The sequence below is a fragment of the Blastococcus sp. SYSU D00695 genome (genome assembly GCF_054050555.1).
On sequence record NZ_JBJGZP010000009.1, the window covers coordinates 60,132 to 79,088 of the forward strand.

25 protein-coding genes and 1 other RNA gene are annotated in these 18,957 nt (G+C 75.4%); 20 read left to right on the forward strand and 6 right to left on the reverse strand.

The window, feature by feature from the left end; all coding sequences use genetic code 11:
- The first annotated feature begins 125 nt into the window (after positions 1-125).
- The 7 genes from ACI781_RS08290 (at position 126) to ACI781_RS08320 (ending at position 6,070) form a co-directional block, all read left to right on the forward strand.
- Entirely contained in the window at positions 126-860 is a 735-nt protein-coding gene (locus ACI781_RS08290) for a PIG-L deacetylase family protein (RefSeq protein WP_456565607.1), read from the forward strand.
- Positions 861-962: 102 nt separating this feature from the next.
- Positions 963-2,462 carry an HNH endonuclease signature motif containing protein gene (locus ACI781_RS08295; RefSeq protein ID WP_456565608.1) on the forward strand — a complete coding sequence of 500 codons (1,500 nt, stop codon included), beginning with the start codon at positions 963-965 and terminating at the stop codon, positions 2,460-2,462.
- Positions 2,463-2,524: 62 nt separating this feature from the next.
- Positions 2,525-2,946: RNase P RNA component class A (gene rnpB, locus ACI781_RS08300), an RNA gene on the forward strand.
- A gap of 354 nt (positions 2,947-3,300) precedes the next feature.
- Positions 3,301-3,933, forward strand: a complete 633-nt coding sequence (locus ACI781_RS08305) for a hypothetical protein (RefSeq protein WP_456565609.1) — start codon at positions 3,301-3,303, stop codon at positions 3,931-3,933.
- Positions 3,930-5,123 (forward strand): PrsW family intramembrane metalloprotease, encoded by a 1,194-nt coding sequence (locus ACI781_RS08310; RefSeq protein ID WP_456565610.1) that lies wholly within the window; start codon positions 3,930-3,932, stop codon positions 5,121-5,123. The genes ACI781_RS08305 and ACI781_RS08310 overlap by 4 nt, the downstream gene beginning before the upstream one ends.
- Positions 5,124-5,387: 264 nt before the next feature.
- Complete coding sequence (locus ACI781_RS08315; RefSeq protein ID WP_456565611.1) at positions 5,388-5,792, forward strand: VOC family protein; 405 nt, start codon at positions 5,388-5,390, stop codon at positions 5,790-5,792.
- Entirely contained in the window at positions 5,789-6,070 is a 282-nt protein-coding gene (locus ACI781_RS08320; protein ID WP_456565612.1) for a winged helix-turn-helix transcriptional regulator, read from the forward strand. Before ACI781_RS08315 ends, ACI781_RS08320 begins: the two co-directional genes overlap by 4 nt.
- A 26-nt stretch (positions 6,071-6,096) precedes the next feature.
- On the opposite strand, the gene ACI781_RS08325 is transcribed toward ACI781_RS08320, so the two are convergent.
- Entirely contained in the window at positions 6,097-6,579 is a 483-nt protein-coding gene (locus ACI781_RS08325; RefSeq protein WP_456565613.1) for a hypothetical protein, read from the reverse strand.
- Positions 6,580-6,661: 82 nt separating this feature from the next.
- Positions 6,662-6,838 (reverse strand): hypothetical protein, encoded by a 177-nt coding sequence (locus ACI781_RS08330; RefSeq protein WP_456565614.1) that lies wholly within the window; start codon positions 6,836-6,838, stop codon positions 6,662-6,664.
- A 101-nt stretch (positions 6,839-6,939) separates the two neighbouring features.
- Here ACI781_RS08330 and ACI781_RS08335 point away from each other — a divergent pair, with 101 nt between their 5' ends.
- On the forward strand, positions 6,940-7,275 hold the full coding sequence (locus tag ACI781_RS08335; protein WP_456565615.1) for a YnfA family protein: 336 nt from the start codon (positions 6,940-6,942) through the stop codon (positions 7,273-7,275).
- A gap of 206 nt (positions 7,276-7,481) precedes the next feature.
- Here ACI781_RS08335 and ACI781_RS08340 read toward each other — a convergent pair whose 3' ends face one another.
- The gene (locus ACI781_RS08340; RefSeq protein ID WP_456565616.1) at positions 7,482-7,748 is read right to left on the reverse strand and encodes a DUF1905 domain-containing protein; all 267 of its coding nucleotides are present in this window, start codon (positions 7,746-7,748) and stop codon (positions 7,482-7,484) included.
- Between the two features lie 236 nt (positions 7,749-7,984).
- On the opposite strand from ACI781_RS08340, the gene ACI781_RS08345 reads away from it, so the two are divergent.
- From ACI781_RS08345 to chrA, 3 genes are read left to right on the forward strand one after another with little or no spacing between them, the layout of a single operon-like run.
- Positions 7,985-8,200 carry a hypothetical protein gene (locus ACI781_RS08345; protein ID WP_456565617.1) on the forward strand — a complete coding sequence of 72 codons (216 nt, stop codon included), beginning with the start codon at positions 7,985-7,987 and terminating at the stop codon, positions 8,198-8,200.
- Complete coding sequence (locus ACI781_RS08350) at positions 8,197-8,628, forward strand: chromate resistance protein ChrB domain-containing protein (protein WP_456565618.1); 432 nt, start codon at positions 8,197-8,199, stop codon at positions 8,626-8,628. The genes ACI781_RS08345 and ACI781_RS08350 overlap by 4 nt, the downstream gene beginning before the upstream one ends.
- Before the next feature lie 26 nt (positions 8,629-8,654).
- Positions 8,655-10,031 carry a chromate efflux transporter gene (chrA, locus tag ACI781_RS08355; RefSeq protein WP_456565619.1) on the forward strand — a complete coding sequence of 459 codons (1,377 nt, stop codon included), beginning with the start codon at positions 8,655-8,657 and terminating at the stop codon, positions 10,029-10,031.
- 46 nt (positions 10,032-10,077) lie between these two features.
- On the opposite strand, the gene ACI781_RS08360 is transcribed toward chrA, so the two are convergent.
- Positions 10,078-10,413, reverse strand: a complete 336-nt coding sequence (locus ACI781_RS08360) for a hypothetical protein (RefSeq protein WP_456565620.1) — start codon at positions 10,411-10,413, stop codon at positions 10,078-10,080.
- 132 nt (positions 10,414-10,545) lie between these two features.
- On the opposite strand from ACI781_RS08360, the gene ACI781_RS08365 reads away from it, so the two are divergent.
- The 5 genes from ACI781_RS08365 (at position 10,546) to ACI781_RS08385 (ending at position 13,629) form a co-directional block, all read left to right on the forward strand.
- A complete protein-coding gene (locus ACI781_RS08365) occupies positions 10,546-11,676 on the forward strand; it encodes a baeRF2 domain-containing protein (RefSeq protein WP_456565621.1) in 1,131 nt (376 codons plus the stop codon).
- A 28-nt stretch (positions 11,677-11,704) separates the two neighbouring features.
- Entirely contained in the window at positions 11,705-11,962 is a 258-nt protein-coding gene (locus tag ACI781_RS08370) for a DUF2795 domain-containing protein (RefSeq protein WP_456565622.1), read from the forward strand.
- Positions 11,963-11,981: 19 nt separating this feature from the next.
- The gene (locus ACI781_RS08375) at positions 11,982-12,203 is read left to right on the forward strand and encodes a hypothetical protein (RefSeq protein WP_456565673.1); all 222 of its coding nucleotides are present in this window, start codon (positions 11,982-11,984) and stop codon (positions 12,201-12,203) included.
- 104 nt (positions 12,204-12,307) lie between these two features.
- Entirely contained in the window at positions 12,308-13,099 is a 792-nt protein-coding gene (locus ACI781_RS08380) for an alpha/beta fold hydrolase (RefSeq protein WP_456565674.1), read from the forward strand.
- A 32-nt stretch (positions 13,100-13,131) separates the two neighbouring features.
- Positions 13,132-13,629 (forward strand): ChaB family protein, encoded by a 498-nt coding sequence (locus tag ACI781_RS08385; protein ID WP_456565623.1) that lies wholly within the window; start codon positions 13,132-13,134, stop codon positions 13,627-13,629.
- Positions 13,630-13,633: 4 nt separating this feature from the next.
- Here ACI781_RS08385 and ACI781_RS08390 read toward each other — a convergent pair whose 3' ends face one another.
- Complete coding sequence (locus ACI781_RS08390) at positions 13,634-14,959, reverse strand: M24 family metallopeptidase (RefSeq protein WP_456565675.1); 1,326 nt, start codon at positions 14,957-14,959, stop codon at positions 13,634-13,636.
- A 59-nt stretch (positions 14,960-15,018) separates the two neighbouring features.
- A complete protein-coding gene (locus tag ACI781_RS08395; protein ID WP_456565624.1) occupies positions 15,019-16,152 on the reverse strand; it encodes a diguanylate cyclase in 1,134 nt (377 codons plus the stop codon).
- A gap of 102 nt (positions 16,153-16,254) precedes the next feature.
- Between ACI781_RS08395 and ACI781_RS08400 the strand changes: the two genes are divergently transcribed.
- The 4 genes from ACI781_RS08400 (at position 16,255) to ACI781_RS08415 (ending at position 18,894) form a co-directional block, all read left to right on the forward strand.
- On the forward strand, positions 16,255-16,740 hold the full coding sequence (locus ACI781_RS08400; RefSeq protein WP_456565625.1) for a cupin domain-containing protein: 486 nt from the start codon (positions 16,255-16,257) through the stop codon (positions 16,738-16,740).
- 86 nt (positions 16,741-16,826) lie between these two features.
- Positions 16,827-17,009, forward strand: coding sequence for a hypothetical protein (locus tag ACI781_RS08405; RefSeq protein WP_456565626.1), 183 nt, complete (start codon positions 16,827-16,829; stop codon positions 17,007-17,009).
- A gap of 60 nt (positions 17,010-17,069) precedes the next feature.
- Positions 17,070-17,762: an NADPH-dependent F420 reductase gene (gene npdG / locus ACI781_RS08410; RefSeq protein WP_456565627.1), complete on the forward strand. Its 693-nt coding sequence runs from the start codon at positions 17,070-17,072 to the stop codon at positions 17,760-17,762.
- 202 nt (positions 17,763-17,964) lie between these two features.
- The gene (locus ACI781_RS08415) at positions 17,965-18,894 is read left to right on the forward strand and encodes a type IV toxin-antitoxin system AbiEi family antitoxin domain-containing protein (protein ID WP_456565628.1); all 930 of its coding nucleotides are present in this window, start codon (positions 17,965-17,967) and stop codon (positions 18,892-18,894) included.
- The last annotated feature ends 63 nt before the right edge of the window (positions 18,895-18,957 follow it).

The following is an 18,957-nucleotide window of genomic DNA, read 5'->3' on the forward strand; positions in this document are numbered from 1 at the left end:
CCGGGCTGGAGCCGCCTCCCCCCGGCGGGTCAGGGCCGGAGCGTGGGCGGTCGCCGCTGCGGGTGGCGCCCGTCCCGATCCCGCTCGGGTGGCAGGCGGCCGCTGACCGGGCAGGATGGAGTCCCATGACCGACGCCGCCCCCGAGCCGCTGCCCGACGACTGGGAACGTGTCCTGGTGGTCGCCGCCCACCCCGACGACGTGGAGTACGGCTGCGCCGCCGCGGTCGCGGTGTGGACGGCGGCCGGCCGCGACGTCCGCTACGTCCTGGCGACCAGCGGCGAGGCCGGCATCGCCGGGTGCCCGCCGGAGGTCGCCGGGCCGGTCCGCGAGGAGGAGCAGCGCCGGGCGGCGGCCGCGGTCGGGGTGTCGGTGGTCGAGTTCCTGGGCCACCCCGACGGGCGGCTGGTCGAGGGGCTGGAGCTGCGCCGCTCGCTGGCCGCGGCGGTCCGGCGGCACCGGCCCGAGCTCGTCGTGACCATGCACTGGGGCGAGACGTGGACGCCGCCGGGAGCCGCGCCGGGGGCGTGGAACAGCGCCGACCACCGGGCGCTGGGCCGGTGCGCGGTCGACGCGGTCGCCGACGCGGCCAACGAGTGGGTCTTCCCCGAGCTCGCCGACCCCGAGCCGTGGCAGGGGGTGCGGTGGATCGCCGTCAGCACGCCGGTCGGCGTCACCCACACCGTGGACGTCACCGACGGCGTCGAGGCCGCCGTCGCCTCGCTCGCCGAGCACCGCCGGTACCTGCAGGCGCTGTCGGACGACCCTGTCGACGTGCAGGCACGTCGACAGGTCGACATGGTGACGCCGGTGGGTGCGGACGGCCGGCGGACGGCGGGGTTCGCCCTCTACGCGGGCTGACCGCGTCGCCGGTCTGTCTTTCGCCGCCCGGCCGCTGGGCTGCGCGAACTGTCGTACCTGCGGCCTGGCGTGCGGGTCATGACGACGGCGGTGGGGAGGGGCGTGGCGGTCCCGGTGCTGCCGTCGGAGGTGGTGTCGGCGGCGGTGGGGGACGTCGATCTGGTGGCCGACATCTGGTCCACCGATGCGCGGATGGCCAAGGAGTTCGCGGTGCAGGCGGCGACGGTGGCCGAGTTGGCCCGCCGCCGCGGGGTCGGGGGTGCGCGTGCTGCGGGCCGGGTGGGTGCGGTGGCGCCGGCGGAGGAGTTCGTGGCCGAGTTGGCGGTGGTGCGCGGCTGCACGGAGCCGGAGGCGGCGCGGTTGCTGGCGCAGTCGTTGCTGCTGACCGGCGCGTTGGCGGCGGTGTGGTCGGAGTTGTTCACCGGCGCGCTCAGCGTGCGCAAGGCGCAGATCCTGATCGACCTGCTGGGGGATGCGAGCGGGGAGGTGGCGGCCGGGGTGCTGGCGCGGGTGCTGCCCGCGGCCGCCGACTGCACGCCGGATCGGTTGGCCGATCGGGCCCGCTACCACCTGTACCGGCTGGATGCCGCCGCGCGCGACCGGCGCCGGCGGCGCGCCGAGGCCCGCGCCGACGTGCACGTGGAGCGCACCCCGGAGGGGTTGGGCCGGTTGGTGATCGACGGGCCGCTGCCGCAGGTGCACGCCGCCCGGGACGCGGTGGACCAGTACGCCCGCTGGCTGCGCGCCGACGGGGACCGGACGCCGATCGGGCGGCTGCGCGCGCAGGTGGCGCTGGATCTGGTGCTGCGCCCCTGGGACACCCGCCGCCCGCCGGTCACCGCGCAGCTGACCGTGCACGCCGCCGTTCCCGGGCTGCGCCCGGACGGGGTGGCGCCGGGCGAGCTGGACGGGCAGGTGATCACCGCCGCGCAGTGCCGGCAGGTGCTCACCGACCTGGACGTGCTGGACCTGCAGCCACCGCCGGCGGGCGGGTCGATCCTGATCGCCCTGGACGACCCGGCCACCGGCCAGACGATCGCCGTGGCCACCCGCGCCGAACTCGCCCGCGCCGCCGGCACCGGCCGCCGCCGCACCCGCCGCGACCCCCTCAACCGCCGCACCGGAGCGCAGCCCCACCCCGCCACTCACTCCGCCACCGGCACCCGCACCGCTGACCGCGACTGGGCCGGGTCACCGCCCGACGACCCGCCGCCGGACGGGCCGGGGCTGCGCCCACCCCCACCCACCGGCGCCTACCGGCCCACCGCCGCCCACCGCCGCCTGGTCCACGCCCGCGACCGGCGCTGCCGCATGCCCGGCTGCCGCCGCCGACCCGGCCGCCAGGACCTGGACCACGTCACCCCACACGTGGCCGGCGGAGCCACCGCCTGCCACAACCTGTGCTGCCTGTGCCGCCGTCATCACCGCATCAAGACCCACGCGCCGGGCTGGACCTTCACCCTCCACCCCGACGCCACCCTCACCGTCACCACACCCGCCGGCGCCACCCGCACCACCCGCCCACCCGGCTGGTGCCACGACCCCGAACCCGACCCACCCTGGCTCGACCAGACCGCACCACCCGACCCCACCGACGCCTGACCCGGCCGGTGCGGTGGGGACCTGCGGGGTGGCCGCACCGCTAGACTCCTCGGCACGACGGACGAGTCGGCTGGGCGGTCGCGTCGGCGGGGGAGACCCCGCCGCCGAGGAACGTCCGGGCTCCACAGGGCAGGGTGGTCGTTAACGGCGACCCGGGGTGACCCGCGGGACAGTGCCACAGAGAACAGACCGCCGGCAGCTCCTCTCCGGAGGCGCGGCCGGTAAGGGTGAAACGGCGGTGTAAGAGACCACCGCACACCGGGTGACCGGTGTGGCTCGGTAAACCCCACCCGGAGCAAGGTCGAGAGGGACGGCGGCTGGGCGACCGGCCACCGTCCTGCGCAGGCGTTCGAGGGCTGCCCGCCCGAGCCTGCGGGTGGACCGCTCGAGCCTGCCGGCAACGGCAGGCCTAGATGGATGACCGCCCATCGGGACGCCGCGAGGCGCCCGGGGACAGAACCCGGCGTACAGGCCGACTCGTCCGTCGCCCACCCCTGACCAGTTGAAGCACGGTCAGAGGTGGGCGTCGGTCCGCACAGAGTCCGGAACTCGTCCGAGGACGGCGTCCATCGCGGCCTGTGTCACGCCCGGGCTAGGCCTGAACGATTGTCACCGCCTCGCCGTGCCGGAGGAGCAGGCTGGCGTGGAAGTGCCGGAGAGCGTGCATGGTGACTTGGCCGGCGGCGAGGTGCTGGCGATGCAGTTCAGCGCGCTGCCACGCGCCAGCCGCACTGCGCGAGGAGTGTGTTCGCGGGGTTTCAGTCGTGCACAACTGGCTGTAGCGTCCGCGCATGGTCAGCTCGCGACCACGGGGGTACGACGACCGGGAGGCTGCGCTGTGAGCGCGCCGACCACGACCGGTCACCGGGTGCCGGTCGAGCACCGGTTCCTGGGCCTGGACAGACGCACGTTGCCCTTCGCCGTCGTGGCCCTGGCGGTCTGGCTGCTCTGGTCCGTCGTGCTTCCGTGGGTCAACCGCCAGGTGGACTACACCAACCCTGTCCAGGCTGGTGACGAAGTGCTGGTCAGCGCCAGCGGGGTCACCTTCACGCCCACTCCCGGCTGGGACCTGCAGCAGGGGATACGGACCACGGAGGCGACGCGCAGCGGCGCCGTTCCCTCCGCCGTCGTCCTCGTCCAGGACGGCGTGACCTTCGCCGTCCAGCCCGGCCCCTGGACCGGCACGGCCGGCGAGCTGCTCGCTCGAGTGGACGAGTTCCCCACGGTCGGCACCTTCGGGGACACGGAGGTCGACCTGGTGGGAGACCCGACCACGATCACCACCATCGACGGTGACGTCGGGGTCGGGCAGGGCTTCACCACCAACCGTGGCAACGGCGTCTCCGCTGCCTACGTCTTCGGCGAGGTGGGGATCCTCATCGAGGTCCTCGGCACGCCCGAACAGATCGGCCAACGGTCCGATCAAGTCGTCGACATGATCGCCAGCTTCACCGACGAGGACGCGGCATGACCGCCACCGTGGACCCGGCTGCCACGCCGCCGGCCGACGAGCTGGAGCGCCGGCGAGCGGCGATCGCGGTGAGCGGCTGGGGAGCCCGCTTCCGCTTCGTCCAGCCGCGGAACGCCTGCTTCTGGGTGTACCTGGCCATCCTCGTCGCCGGCAGCTGGTACGTCGTGGGCACCGTCGCGGACACCGCCACCGCGTTCGCCCAGGCCTACGTGGCCGCCGTTCTGTCCACCGGGCTGTTCGCGCTGGTCTTCCTCTACTTCCTGCACCGCTTCGACCGGTTCGAGCGGACACCGGGGAAACTGGCGCTGGCGGCCTTCCTCATCGGCGGCTTCGGGGCGCCGTGGGCGATGGCCCTCTCGGGCAACGCTGCTCTCTCCTCCCTCTACGTCAAGCTGTTCGGCCAGTCCTGGGCCACCGACTGGCAGGCCGGGTTGACCGCGCCGTTCGTCGAGGAGACGGCCAAGGGTGCGGCCTTCCTGCTCGTCTGGGGACTCGCGCCGCGGGTGATCCGCACCGTCTACGACGGCCTCATCGTCGGCGCCTACGTCGGCCTCGGCTTCCAGATCCTCGAGGACATGCTCTACGGGCAGAACGCCGCCGTCGAACACTTCGGTGCCGATCAGGCCCCGAGCGTGCTGCACACCTTCATCGGACGCTCCCTCAGCGGCATCGCGTCACACGCCCTCTACACCGCGCTGTTCGCGGCCGGGCTCATCTACCTCGTCGGCACCACGGCCCAGCCACGCCGCGTGGGCCGCGGCATCGCCTTGATGCTCGCCGCGATCCTCGTCCACGGCGTCTGGGACGCCACCTCGGCACTGGCTGCCGGGTCTCTCCCGGTCGCGCTCCTGCTGATGGTCACGCTCACCGTCGCCAGCGTTCTCATCCTCTTCACCGCCCTGCGCTGGGCACGCGACCGCGAACACGGCTGGATGCACGACATCCTCGCCCCCGAGGTCACCAACGGCACGATCACATCGGACGAGCTGGCAGCAGTGGCCGGCCGCCGCCACGACCGCAAGACAGCCGTCCGGCAGCGCGACGAGGGGATCAGCCGGCACCGCGAGAAGCATCTGCTCCGAGCCACCCGCGATCTGGCCCAAGACCTTGCCCGAGCACACGGCGACGACAGTCCCGAGGTCCAGCACTCGCGCGCCGAGATCATCCGGCTCCGGACCCAGGCGGTCTGACCACTCGCTCGAGCGCAATCGCTCTCTCCCTGCCCCTCCGGCCGGGGTGCTCCTCCCTCGCCGTCGCCTCGAGGACCCGCCATGCGAGCCCTCGTGCAGACACCTGCCGGTTCGCCCGGTGATCGGCAACGTCGTCCAGTCGTTGGCCCGTGATCGCCGGCGGCCATGCCGGGCCGGCCCGCCGCCCCCGCCAGAGGGACGCCTCGTCCTGCCGCGGGGCGCCCGGACTTGACGTCGCACTTGCATTTTGCAAGTGTCATCCGCATGACCCTCTTCATCACCTGCCCGGTCGAGGACGTCGCGCGGGCGACCGCCTTCTACAAGGCGCTCGGCTGGACCCTCAACGCCGATATGTCCGACCACAACGTCTCCTGCTTCGCGATCGCGCCCGAGCAGTACGTCATGCTCGGCAGCCGCGAGATGTACGCCAGCGTCGGCGGCGTCGAGGAACTGGTCGGCGGACCCGGCACGCCCTCGAAGGTCACGGTCTCGTTCGACCTGGGCAGCCGCGAGGCGGTCGACGAGCTCGTCGAGCGCGCCGCCGCCGCGGGGGGCCGGGTCGGGGACACCGACGACTACCCGTTCATGTACCAGCGCCAGTTCGACGACCTCGACGGCTATCACTACTCGCCGTTCTGGATGAAGCAGGACGCCGACCCGACCGCGTGAGCCACCTCGCCGCGGCCCTCGACGTCGTCGGGGCCCGGTGGGCTCTCCTGATCGTGGAACGGCTGCTCGGCGGGCCGCAGCGGTACGGCGACCTGCAGCGCGACCTCGGGGTGCCCACCAACATGCTCGCGACCCGCCTGCGCGAACTCGAGGCCGCCGGCGTGCTGACCCGCCTGCCGTTGCGGCACAACACCCGGGCGTACGCGCTCACCGATCGCGGGCTCGCGCTCAGCGAGGCGATCACCGCGCTCGCGCGCTGGGGCGCCGAGGGGCCGTAGGTGCGCGCCCGTCGGCGATCGGGAGCTCAGTCCGCGTCGAGGCGTGTCTCGAGCGCCTCGTAGCCGCCGCCGGGCCACTCCCAACGCCCCGTGATCGTGCCGGCCTCACCGTCGATGGTGCCGCTGAACCGCGCGGGTGAGCCCCGGGTGCCGTGCCAGATCGTGAGCTCGGCCCCCTCGATCTGCCAGAAGTACTCGAGGGCGAAGGAGCAGAACGGGCCCGGGCCCTCGTCGCTGAACAGCAGGGAACGCAGCGTCTGCCGGGCGTGGTCGTAGCCGATGTACTCGGCTCCTTCCTTCTCCTCCCCGTCGATCCGCATCCGCTGCACGAGGAAGTGACCGCCCGGCAGCCAGCGTCGGGTGACCGTGCCGGTGAAGAGGGGGCCGCCGTCCAGGCCGCGGCCCTCGAGCCGCCACACACCCTCCAGGACGTCGAGCTCTCGCAGTCTCGGGTGCGGCCGGGGGGCCTGGGGCACGTCCCCGGGGTCGGCGCCGGCGGGATCGGTCATCACGGTGACCTCCGAGCGGTGAGGGCCTGCAGGGTCGCCAGGACGGACCCTCGAGCGCCGCGGAAGTCATCGCCCGTCGCGGTCAGGACTTCTTCCCGCCGCCCTTCTTCCCCTTCTTCTTGCCACCCTTCTTCCCGCCCTTCTTGCCCAGCTCGCTCTGCGCGGCCGAGCTGGTGCGCGGGTTCTTCTTGCCCTCCTTCTGCGCCTTGGCGTTGGCCTTCCTCGCCGTGTCGCTGCCCTTGCCGCTCTTCTCGGCCATGTCGACCTCCGTCTCGGGTCGCCGCCCGGGCTCGGACGGTCGGGGCGGGGCACTACCCGCCGCGGACCAGCGCATGCACCGGCCCTGGCAGCATCGCCGGGGTGACGGTCGCCCGCTCGGTCCTGCTGTTCGTGCTCGCCGCGCTGGCCGAGATCGGCGGGGCCTGGCTGGTCTGGCAGGGCGTGCGCGAGCACCGCGGCCTGCTCTGGATCGGCGCCGGCGTGGTGGCGCTGGGTCTCTACGGGCTCGTGGCGACCCTGCAGCCCGACGCGCCCTTCGGCCGCATGCTGGCCGCCTACGGCGGCGTCTTCGTCGCCGGCAGCCTCGCCTGGGCGATGGTCGTCGACGGATTCCGTCCCGACCGCTGGGACGTCGTCGGCGCGCTCGTCTGCCTGGTCGGCGTCGCCGTGATCATGTACGCGCCGCGGAGCGCGTGACCGCGACCGGGACGGACGACGACTCACGGGGTGCGCGTGGATGTGATGTGGCGCACCATGGGGACGACGTCGTCACGCCGCTGCGACGCCGTGCCACGCCCACCCGGGTGGAGGGGGAACTCCTCGGGTGAGCACCGGGCCAGGTTCCGAGCTCCGCTCCCTGGCTCGGTCACGGCCGGAAGCCCTCCGCGCGGGGGAGGGGCTCCTCAGAGGCGGGCGTGGTCGACCACCACCTCGACGGTGACCACGTCCCCGTCGCCCTTGCCGGCCCGGATGCGCGCGGGGACCGGCAGCAGCCACCCCGACCGGCGGTCGCGCCAGACGCTGGTGGACCAGGACCGGCCGTCGACCGTGGCGGTGACGGGCACGCGGCCGAAGGCGCCGGCGGACCCCGGGGCGGACTCCGCGGGGACCGGCGCGAACACCCAGCCCCCGGGTCCGGGCGAACGGGTGAGCGTCGCGGTGAACGGCATGCGGCGCAGCCTGCCGGACGGGGCCGACGATCCCGGCCCGCAGGCGCGCGGGACCCTTCGACGTGACCGGTGCAACCGCGGTTGGATCACCCCCGTGACGGGCGAGTGGGTGATGCTGAGCCACCGGCTGCCCCGGCAGCCCGCGGGGCCGCGCACCACGCTGTGGCGGCGGCTGCGCCGGCCTGTGGCTGGCCTCGCCCACGACGGCGGCGCAGGAGCGGGAGCTGGCCGCCACCATGGCCGCCGCGCGCGCCGCCGAGTACGCCGACCTGACCGCCGCGGCGCGGGAGGCGCTGGCGGACGCCCCGGAGGCCCGCGGCTGCACGCTGCGCCGGCTGCGGTCGGACTGGCGGGCCGTCGGCCGCCGCGACTTCTTCCTCCCGCCGGAGCGCGAGGAGGCCGCCACGGCTCTGCGCGCGCTGGCGACGGTCGTGGGGGAGCCGGTCCGATGAGGTGGCCCACCCGCGCCGGCGTGCACATCGACCGCGCCGCGTGCGCCTGGCTCATCCGCCGTTTCCTCGACGCTTCCGCGGAGTTCGTGTTCGTCGCCGACCCTGCGCAGGTGCCCTCCGACGCGACCCCCTTCGACATGCGCGGCGCCGCGCTCGGGCACGTCGGCGGGGACTGCAGCTCCGAGACGATCCTGCGCGTCCACGAGCTCACCGACCCGGTGCTGTGGCGGATCGCGGAGATCGTGCACGAGGCCGACCTCGACGACGGCCGGTTCGACGCCCCCGAGGCCCCGGGCCTGGACGTCCTCCTCCGCGGCCTGTCCATCACCGGCAGCGACGAGCGCACCCTCGAGGTCTCCCGGCCGCTGTTCGACGGCCCCCACGAGTTCCACGAGCGGCGCCTGCTGCTCGGCCGCGAGCCCGCGTGACCCCGCCCACCCGACCCAGGAGACCCGTGTCCGACGACGTGGCGGCGGCGCCCGCGCCCGCGATCCCGTTCCGGACCGCGGTCCGCGCGTGGTTCCTGATCTCCCTGCAGACCTTCGGCGGCCCGGCCGGCCAGATCGCGGTCATGCAGCGCACCCTCGTCGACGAGCGGCGCTGGATCGGCCAGCGCCGGTTCCTGCACGCCATGAACTACTGCATGCTGCTGCCCGGCCCCGAGGCCCAGCAGCTCGCCACCTACGTCGGCTGGCTCCTGCACGGCACCCGGGGCGGGCTGGTCGCCGGCGGCCTGTTCGTGCTGCCCGGCGTGGTCGCCCTGCTCGTCCTGTCGGCGGTCTACGTCGCCTTCGGGACGACGACCGCCGTCCTCGCCCTCTTCGCCGGGCTCGCGCCGGCCGTGGTCGCGATCGTCGTCCAGGCCGTCCTCCGGGTGGCGCGCAAGGCCCTGCACACGCCCGCGCTGGTGGCGATCGCGGTCGCCTCGTTCCTGGCGCTGGCCGTCGGCGGGGTGCCGTTCCCGGTCGTGATCGCCGTCGCCGGCGTCGCGGGATGGGCGCTCGGCCGGCTGCGTCCCGACGCGTTGCCGGAGCGCGCCCGCGATGAGACGGGCAGCGGCCCGGCCCCGGTGGTCTCCGACGACGTGCTGCACACCGAGGCGCCGTCCGGGCGCCGCACCCTGCGCGTCCTGCTCGCGGGCCTCGCCCTGTGGGCCGCGCCGGTCGCCGCCGTCGCGGTCCTGCTCGGCCGGGACGGCGTCCTCACCGAGCAGGGCCTGTTCTTCTCCGGCACCGCCGTCGTCACGTTCGGCGGGGCCTACGCCGTGCTGGCGTTCGTCGCGCAGCAGGCGGTCTCGGTGTACGGCTGGCTGGCGCCGGGGGAGATGGTGCGCGGCCTCGCGCTGGCCGAGACGACCCCCGGGCCGCTGATCATGGTCGTGCAGTTCGTGGCGTTCGTCGGCGCCTACCGCGACCCCGGCACGCTCGACCCGTGGGTGGCCGCCGTCCTCGCCTCGCTGCTGGTCACCTGGGTGACCTTCGTGCCCAGCTTCCTGTTCGTGCTGCTGGGCGCCCCCTACATGGAGCGGCTGCGCGGCAACCGCTCGCTGTCGGCGGCCCTCACCGGCATCACCGCCGCCGTGGTGGGCGTCATCGCGAACCTGGGCCTGTACTTCGCCGTGCACACGCTCTTCGCCGACAGCAGCCGGCACACCTGGGGACCCCTGGGGCTCGAGCTGCCCGACCCCGGGTCGGTGCGCTGGCTGGCCGTCGGCATCAGCCTGCTCGCGGCGGTGCTGCTGTTCCGGCTGCGCTGGTCGGTGCTGCGCACCCTCGGGGTCTGCGCCCTCGTCGGCCTCGCGGCCGGACTGGCCGGGGCCACGGTCACCTGACCGTGCCGGACCCGCCCGGCGCGGGCGGGTCCGGTGCGGCGGCAGGTCAGCGGGGCTGGCCGGGGTTCGTCGGGTCGCCCTGCGACGGCGGGTTCACGGGCGGGCCGCTGGTGGCCTCCGAGACCTTCGACCCGGTGCTCGCGGCGACCGGGTCGTCGGCGCCGGTCGCGGCCGGGTCCCCGCCCGACGGCTGCGCGCCCGCCTTCACCGAGCTCAGCCGGTGCTGCATCGCCTGCACCACCTGGATGCGGTTGGCGTGCGCCTTCTCGTAGGTCAGCAGCGTCTGCAGGCCCTCGGCGTCCAGGGTGCGGATCCGGGAGACCAGCGCCCCCGTCTGCAGGTGGTCGTAGTCGGGGATCGGCAACTCGTCGTGCTGAGGCATGGACGGCGCCTACCCCGGCCCCGGCGCGACGACACGGGGTGTGAGGCCGGGGCCGGTGGGTAGGCGGCTGGCCACGAGCGGAGCCGTCCAGCAGCCGGCGGCCAGGTCCGACCGAGGAGACCCCCCACCGTCATGGACGTGTCCTTCCTGCAGCCGGTGTTCGCCGCCGAGGGCCCCTACGCCACGGTCTGCGCCGATGTCACCCACACCACCGAGAGCGCCGCCACCGAGCTGGACCTGCGGGTGCGCGCCGTCGCCGAGCGGCTCACCGGGCAGGGGGCGCCCGAGGCGGTCGTCGAGGCCGTGCGCGCCCGGCTGCTGGAGGCCGACGACGGGGGCGACGTCGCCACCCTGCGCGGCCGCGCGCTCGTCGTCGCCGCCGACGGCTCCGTCGTCCTGGACCAGGCGCTCACCGACGCGCCGCGCGCCGAGGTCGCCGAGTGGGCGCCCCACCCCGACCTGATGCCCGTGCTGCGCCAGCTGCCCGGCCGCGTGCCCCACGTCGTCGCCGTCGTCGACCGCGTCGGCGCCGACCTCTCCTACCTCGGCGCCCCCGGCCAGGTCGGGGAGGAGGAGACCGTCGAGGGCGACGGGTTCCAGGTGCACAAGTTCTCCGGCGGCGGCTGGGCGCACCACCGGTACCAGAACAGCACCGAGAACACGTGGGTGCACAACGCCGATGGCGTCGCCGACCGGATCACCTCGATGGCCCGGCGGCTCTCGCCCCGGTTCGTGCTCGTGGCCGGGGACGTCCGCGCCCGGCAGATCCTCACCGACCGCGCGAGCGACGTCTGGTCCGGCCTGGTCGTGTCCATGGACGAGGGCGGCCGAGCCGCCGGCGCCGACCGGGAGCCCGTCGAGCGGCGCGCCGCCGAGCTCGTCGCGGAGCACGAGGCGCACGAGGAGGCCGAGACCGTCGAGAAGATCGCTTCCGCCGGCGCCCACGGCCTCGCCGTCACCGGGACTGCGGCGGTCGTCGAGGCGATGCGCAAGGGGCAGGTCGAGACCCTGGTGCTCGCCGACCGGCCCGACGAGGAGCAGCTCCTGGTCGGCGACGCCCCCACCGCGCTCGGCGTGCGGCAGGGCGACATGGACGCGCTCGGCACCACCGGGACCGCCGTCCCCGCCGACCGCGCCCTGGTCGCCGCCGCCGTGGCCTCGGCCGCCGCCGTCGTCGTCGTGCCGCGGGCGGCGATGCCCGACGACGTCGGCGTGGCCGCGATCCTCCGATACACCGACGACTCCACGCCGTCGACCCCGTGACGCGCACCGACCCGAGGAGGGGATCGCCGTGAGCGACCCGCACCAGCCCGCCACCGCGCCCGGCACCGACCCGGCCGGCATCGAGCGCCGCGCCGCCATCGCGGAGGCGCTCGGCAAGGAGGTCTGGCCGGCCGACCGGGACGCGCTGCTGGCCCGGGCCCGGGAGGCCGACGCCGCCGACCCCGTGCTCGGTGACCTGCAGCGGCTGCCGGCCGGCCGGACGTTCGACAACGTGCAACAGGTCGCCGAGGCGCTGGGCCTCGGCACCGAGCAGCAGCGGTTCTGAGGAGGACGCCGTGGCCACCATGAAGGAACCCAGCGCCGAGGCGCTGGCCAACGTCCCCGAGCACAACGTCGAGACCCGCGCCCAGTTGCTGCCCGAGGAGGAGGCGGTGAAGGGCAGCGGCATGGAGGAGGTCGCCGCGGAGGTGATCCTCGCCGAGTCCGAGGAACGCACGCTGCACGCCGACGCCGACGACGCCCAGGGCGGGCACCGCACCTCCGAGGAGACGGCGGACCTGCCCTGACCCACGGCGGAACCGCCTTCGCCGGCTTCGACGAGCGGCGGGTCGCCGTCGCCGACGACGTCACCCTGCGGGTCCGCGTCGGCGGCGACGGCCCGGCCGTCGTCCTGCTGCACGGCCACCCGCGCACGCACACCACCTGGCACCGCGTCGCGCCGCTGCTGGTCGACGCCGGGCACACCGTCGTCTGCCCGGACCTGCGCGGCTACGGGCGGTCCACCGCACCCGCACCGCGGCCGGACCACGCGCAGGCGTCCAAGCGGGCCCTCGCCGCGGACGTGCTGGCCCTGATGCAACGGCTCGGCCACGAGCGGTTCGCCGTCGTCGGGCACGACCGCGGCAGCTACGTCGCCCTGCGCCTCGCACTCGACCACCCCGCGGCGGTGTCCGCCCTGGCGGTGGTCGACTGCGTCCCGATCGTCGAGCACCTCGACCGGGCCGACGCCCGCTTCGCCACCGCGTGGTGGCACTGGTTCTTCTTCGCGCAGCCGGACAAGCCCGAGCGCGCCATCGGCGCCGACCCGGTGGCCTGGTACGGGTTCGGCGCGATCGGCCGGGCCGAGGCGATGGGGGAGGAGAACCACGCCGACGTCGTCGCCGCCGTGCGGGACCCCCTCACCGTGCGGGCCATGCTCGAGGACTACCGCGCCGGGCTCACCGTCGACCGCGCCGACGAGGAGGCCGACCGGGCCGCTGGACGGCGGGTGCGCTGCCCGACGCTCGTGCTGTGGTCCGCCCGCGACGACCTCGAGGAACTGCACGGCGACCCCCGCGCCGTCTGGGCGTCCTGGACCGAGGACCTGCGCGGCGGGCACGCGATCGACAGCGGCCACCACGTCGCCGAGGAGGCGCCGCGCGAGCTCGCCGCGGCGCTGGTCCCCTTCCTGGGGGACATGTGATCGCGCACCCCCCGCCCGGGTAGGGAGCGCCCATGCCGAAGACGACGAAGAGCGGGAAGGCCCGCGACAGCGAGATCCCCAGCACCCTGCGCCGGTCCGACGACAAGGCCAAGCGCACCTTCGCCAAGGCGCACGACGCCGCGATGGACTCCTACGCCGACGAGGAGCGGGCCAACCGGACGGCGTGGGCCGCGGTCAAGCACACCCACGAGAAGGTCGGCGACCACTGGCAGCCCAAGGCGGGCGGCCGGAAGGGCCCCTCCGACGCCCAGGCCGCCGGCGGCCGCGGCACGCGCCGGGAGACCAAGGGCGGCGTCAACACCAACGCCACCAAGGAACACCTGCTCGGGCTCGCGAAGGAGCTCGGCATCCGCGGCCGCTCGGACATGAAGAAGAAGCAACTCGTCGACGCCATCCAGAAGGCGAACGACAAGGAGACGGCGAAGGCGGGCACGAAGAAGGCGTCGGGCGGGAAGAAGGCGTCTGGGAAGAAGAAGGGGTCGGGGAAGAAGAAGGCGTCGGAGAGGTGAGGCCCTAGCCGACCAGCAGCAGCTCCCGCTGCCGCTCCCCGAGGTACTGCACGCCGGCGGCGGTGAGCGCGACGCCCTCCTCCAGGCCCATCCGCACGCACTGCCCGCCCCACTCCGGCACGGCCGCGCGCACCGCCAGCTCCAGGGCGAACGCGGTGTCGGCGTGCAGCCTCGCGCGCCCCGGCCCGGGGACGCCGTCCTGCTCGTCCCACAGGCCGATCGCCGGCCCGGCGCCGTGCCCGTGCACGCCCACCGGGTGGCAGTACACCTCGCCGTCGATGCCCTCCGCCGCCGCGGCGGCCCGGGTGGCGGCCAGCACCTCGTCCCCGGTCGCGCCGGGCCGCATCCGCTCGGTGGTGAGGTCCTGCAGCCGGCCGCCCAGCGCGAACGCGCGCGCCAGGCCCTCCGGGGCCGCCGTCTCACCCGGCCGCAGCACATAGGCCGTCCGCTGCAGGTCGCCGGCGAGGCCGAGGGTGGCGGCGCCGACGTCGCAGTGCAGCAGGTCCCCGGGCGCCACCGGCTCGTCGTAGGGCACCACCGGCAGCAGCGTGCCGCGCTCGGCGACCGGCGGCACCCCCGCCCGCTGCAGGTCCACGATGGGCTGGAACCACGGGTGCAGGCCGAGGTCGGCCAGGCGCTGGCGCAGCCACCAGGCCAGGTCGGCGGCCGTGGTCTCGCCGACCCGCAGGACCGCGGGGGACCAGGCCTCGGCGACCACCTGCTGCAGCCGGGCGTGCAGCGCCGCCATCGCGGCGACCTCCTCGGGCAGCCGGGTCTCCAGCCAGCGCACGGCCAGCGGCTCGGCCGGCACCAGCCGGTCCGCCCACGGTCCCAGCGCCTGGACCAGCAGTCCGTGGTCGGTGTGCGACAACCCGTCGGCGCAGGCGAAGTCCGCGGAGACGTCGACGCCGATGGCCGCCGGGGCCGCCTGCTCGACGAACCGCCGCAGCGCCGTCCACTGCGACCGCTCGTAGGACCGGTCGGGCAGCTCGTCGTCCGACCACGCGGGCAGGAACTGGCCCACCGGGTAGCGGGACACCGCGACCGGCGTGACGCCGTCGTCGCTGCGGTGCAGCACCAGCACGGTGCGCCGCCGCGCCCCCAGCCAGGACGCCGGCAGCAGCGTCCCCAGCACGGGGTCCTCGGCGTTCTCCCGCCCCGACACCACCCACAGGTCGATGCCGGCCTCGTCCATCAGCCCCGGGAGCACGTCCAGCAGCCGCTGGGTGAGCCAGCGGTCGCGCACGTCGGCCTGGTCGCGCAGCGGCAGGGGGACCGTGCCGGCCGGGTCGGCTCCCGGCGCGGACCCGGGGGTGCTGACGCGGACCACACGCAACAGGGAAGCAGAGATCCGCCGTCACCACTCGTCGGACCGATCGGTCCGGGCCGCTACCCCGCGCGCGTCTCCGGCTCCGCGGCCGCCTCGGCCGGCAGCGCCGGCCGCGGGCGGGGCGTGAGGACGGCGACCACCCGGTCGCGGCCGGCCTGCTTGGCCTCGTACATGGCGACGTCGGCGCTGTGCAGCAGCCGCCACAGGCCGTCGAGGGCGTCCTCGCCGTCGGCCGGGCGGACCACGGCGATGCCGATCGAGGCGGTGACGGCGTGCCCCGTCCCGCGCCGGACCCCGGCGACGGCGGCGCGCAGCCGCTCGGCCAGCCGCTGGGCCTCCGCGGCGTCGGCGACCAGGCCGAGGACCGCCATCTCCTCGCCGCCGAGGCGCGCCAGCACGTCGGTCGGCCGCACCCCGGCGGTGAGCGCGTCGGCCACCGCGCGCAGCACCGCGTCGCCGGCGGCGTGCCCGTGGGTGTCGTTGAGCTGCTTGAAGTGGTCCAGGTCGAGCACCAGCGCCGCCACCCGGACGCCGTCGCGGCGGGCCTGGCGCCACACCCGAACCGCCTGCTCCTCCAGGTGCCGGCGGTTGCCCAGCCCGGTCAGCGGGTCGCGCAGCGACAGCTGCTGGGTGGCCACCAGCAGGCGCTCGATCCGGCGCCGCAGCAGGAACACGCCGCCGGCCGCGAGGTCGAGCACCCCCGCGTTCACGCACACCTGTACGGCCAGCCCGGCCATGGTGTCGTAGCTGTCCCACAGCGCCGCGGCGACGACGACCGGCGTGACCACCAGGTGCAGGCCCAGCATCCAGCCGTCGAGGAACCAGGCGGCCACGAACGCCGCCAGCAGCATCATCAGCGGCGTCGCGTAGCGCGTCGGGTCGGTGATCGACAGGGCGACCACGAGGTACACGAGGTCGCCGAGCAGGACCAGCCCCAGCACGGTCCAGCGGCCGATCCGCCGGCGCACGAGCAGGACCGCGGCGACGACCGCCAGCAGCGCCATCGTGCCGGCGTACACCCAGCGGGACGTCCCCGGCCGGATCACGCCGTCGACGAGGAGGTTCACCGACCCCATCGACGCACCGGCGACGAGCAGGACGGCGATCGTCACCGCCGCGACCCGGTGCTCGCCGCTGCGCACCGGTGGCGGTGCCGCGGTGCCCCCGTCCCCGTGCCCCCGTCCTGCTCTCACCCCAGCAGGATGCCCCACCTGCGCGGACCGCCGGGACGTCGCCGCCGCCGGTCCGCCGCCCGGGGGTGGTGACGACACCCGATCGGGGCCAGGCTGGGAGACGTGAGCCACATCGACCCCCGCCACGTCGACCCCGGCCACGTCGACCTGCGCGCGGTGGCCGACCACCCGATGACCGCGACCGGAGCGGGGGCCCTGCGCATGGTGGCGCCCGGCGCCGTCACCGCCGGCCGGTACGGGCTCGTGGAGTACCGCCTCGCGCCGCGGTCGCCCGGGGCCGCGCCGCACTACCACCGGACCTTCTCCGAGTCGTTCTACGTCCTGTCCGGCGAGCTGACCGTGTACGCCGGGGACCGCTGGCGGCCCTGCGGCGCCGGTGACCTCGCCATCGCCCACGAGCGGGGCGTGCACGGCTTCCGCAACGACTCCGCCGAGCCGGCGACGTTCCTCATCCTGTTCACACCGGGCATCGCCCGGGAGGAGTTCTTCGCCGAGCTGGCCGAGCTGCGGCGCAGCGGCCGGCGGCCCACGCCCGAGGAGATGACCGCCTTCTACGCCCGGCACGACCAGGTGATGGTCGACGTCTGAGCCGGGCGACGCGCGGGAAGGACGGAGGACCTACCGTCCGTTGCAGTGGGCGCCCCCGCCGGGGGCCCGTGACCAGGAGGTGCGCCGTGCCCGAGGGCCCGTGGTTCTACTGCATCAAGCACCACACCGTGGAGGACCGCGACGGCTGCGCCGAGCGGCACCGGCTCGGCCCGTACGCCACCCGCGAGGAGGCCGAGCACGCGCTGCAGTCGGTCGCCGACCGGGAGCAGCAGCTGACCCGGGAGGACCGCGCCTGGGAGGGCGACTGACCCTCGGGGGATGATCGGCGCGCGACGCCCGGAGGGGCCGGGCTCGCCGAGGGAGGCACCGTGACGGACGGACGCGCCGTGGAGGACCTGGTCGTCGGGGTGCTGGGCGGCACCGGGCCGCAGGGGCGGGGCCTGGCGGTCCGCCTGGCCGCCGCCGGGCAGCGGGTCCTGCTCGGGTCGCGGGACGCCGACCGCGCCGCGGAGGTGGCCACCCAGGTCGCCGGGCGCGCGTCCACCGCCGGCGGCCGCGAGGCGTCCGTGCAGGGCGGGGGCAACGCCGACGTCGCCGGCGCCGCGGACCTCGTCATCGTCGCCGTGCCCTTCGCCGGGCACGCCGCGACCCTCGCCGAGCTCGCGGAGCCGCTGGCCGGCAAGGTCGTCGTGGACTGCGTCGTGCCCATGGGGTTCGACGAGCTCGGCGCCTACGTGCTCGACGTCCCCGAGGGGTCGGTGACCCAGCAGGCGGCGGCGCTGCTGCCGGACTCGCACGTCGTCGGGGCCTTCCACCACCTGTCCGCCGTCCTGCTCGAGGACCTGTCGCGGCCGACGCTGGACGGCGACGTGATGGTCGTCGGCGACGACCGGCCCTCCACCGACCTCGTGCAGGCGCTGGCCGGCCGGCTGCCCGGCATGCGCGGGGTCTACGCGGGCCGGCTGCGCAACGCCCGCCAGGTGGAGGCGCTGACGATCAACCTGGTCTCGGTGAACCGCCGCTACAAGGCCCACGCCGGCGTCCGCATCACCGACGTCTGACCCGGCGGGCGGGCCCGCCCCGCCCGGCCCGGCGGGGTCGGGCGGGCCGGTGACTCTGCCGGCGGTCTGCTGACTCCGCCGGCCCGATCCGGCCGGCAGGGTGTCGAAGCCGCCGGCAGAGTGGCCGTCCACAGGGGCGCGCCTCGTCCACCGACCGGGCCGCCGCCGTCTCGATCGCCTCGGACGTGACGACGGTCGTCGCATGACCTCCTGGGAACCGCCCGACCTCGTCCTGCGCCGGACCGCCCTCGCCGAGGGCTGGTCGGACGAGGAGTTGTCGCGGCGCATCCGTCGCGGCGAGCTGACGCGCGTGCGGCCCGGCGCCTACGTCCTGCCGGACGTCGCCCGGGACGCCGGACGACGGCACCGCAGGCTGGTCGACGCCACGCTGGCCGCCCTCCGCCGGCCGGCTGTGGTGAGTCACCAGTCCGCCGCGGTCGTCCACGGCCTCCCGCTGTGGGGTGCCCCGCTCGGCCGGGTGCACGTCACCCGCACCCCGCCGGCGACGGCCGAGGTCGGTCGGGCGCTGCACTGCCACGTCGCCCGCCTGCGCGAGGACGACGTCGTGGTCGTCGACGGGATCGTCGTGACCGTTGTCGTGCGCACCGCTCTCGACCTGGCACGCACGCTCCCCTTCGAAGCGGCGGTCGTGACGCTCGACGTGGCCCTGCACCAGCACCGGCTCACCCCGGCGGACCTGACCGAGGGCCTGGGGCAGTTCGGACGGGTGCCCGGCGTCCGGTCGGCGGCGCGCGCCGTCCGGTTCGCCGACGGCCGCAGCGAGAGCGTCGGGGAGAGCCGCAGCCGGGTGCTCCTGCACCAGCTCGGGCTGGCGCCCTCCACGTTGCAGCACGACGTCGTCACCGCCGGCGGCGTCCTCCTCGGCCGGGCCGACTTCGCGTGGGAGGCCGAGCGGGTGGTCGGCGAGTTCGACGGGCGCGTGAAGTACGGCCGGCTGCTGCGGCCGGGTCAGGACCCCGGCGACGCGGTCTTCGAGGAGAAGCTCCGCGAGGACGTGATCCGGGACGAGGACTGGGGCGTCGTCCGCTGGACCTGGCCCGACCTGACCCCTCAGGTCCTCGGCCCACGGGTGCACCGCGCCCTGGAGCGGGGCCGCCGACGCCGCGCGTGACCAGCGGGACCGGCGACTCTGCCGGCGGTTCACCGACGTTGCGGCCCCGATCGCGCCGGCAGG

Excerpts from the sequence above, each read along its gene's own strand:
- ACI781_RS08290 (WP_456565607.1), top strand. The coding sequence starts at position 126 with ATGACCGACGCCGCCCCCGAGCCGCTGCCCGACGACTGGGAACGTGTC.
- ACI781_RS08310 (WP_456565610.1), top strand. The coding sequence starts at position 3,930 with ATGACCGCCACCGTGGACCCGGCTGCCACGCCGCCGGCCGACGAGCTG.
- ACI781_RS08315 (WP_456565611.1), top strand. The coding sequence starts at position 5,388 with ATGACCCTCTTCATCACCTGCCCGGTCGAGGACGTCGCGCGGGCGACC.
- ACI781_RS08325 (WP_456565613.1), bottom strand. The coding sequence starts at position 6,579 with ATGACCGATCCCGCCGGCGCCGACCCCGGGGACGTGCCCCAGGCCCCC.
- ACI781_RS08330 (WP_456565614.1), bottom strand. The coding sequence starts at position 6,838 with ATGGCCGAGAAGAGCGGCAAGGGCAGCGACACGGCGAGGAAGGCCAAC.
- ACI781_RS08340 (WP_456565616.1), bottom strand. The coding sequence starts at position 7,748 with ATGCCGTTCACCGCGACGCTCACCCGTTCGCCCGGACCCGGGGGCTGG.
- ACI781_RS08345 (WP_456565617.1), top strand. The coding sequence starts at position 7,985 with ATGGCCGCCGCGCGCGCCGCCGAGTACGCCGACCTGACCGCCGCGGCG.
- ACI781_RS08350 (WP_456565618.1), top strand. The coding sequence starts at position 8,197 with ATGAGGTGGCCCACCCGCGCCGGCGTGCACATCGACCGCGCCGCGTGC.
- ACI781_RS08360 (WP_456565620.1), bottom strand. The coding sequence starts at position 10,413 with ATGCCTCAGCACGACGAGTTGCCGATCCCCGACTACGACCACCTGCAG.
- ACI781_RS08365 (WP_456565621.1), top strand. The coding sequence starts at position 10,546 with ATGGACGTGTCCTTCCTGCAGCCGGTGTTCGCCGCCGAGGGCCCCTAC.
- ACI781_RS08375 (WP_456565673.1), top strand. The coding sequence starts at position 11,982 with ATGAAGGAACCCAGCGCCGAGGCGCTGGCCAACGTCCCCGAGCACAAC.
- ACI781_RS08385 (WP_456565623.1), top strand. The coding sequence starts at position 13,132 with ATGCCGAAGACGACGAAGAGCGGGAAGGCCCGCGACAGCGAGATCCCC.
- ACI781_RS08415 (WP_456565628.1), top strand. The coding sequence starts at position 17,965 with ATGACCTCCTGGGAACCGCCCGACCTCGTCCTGCGCCGGACCGCCCTC.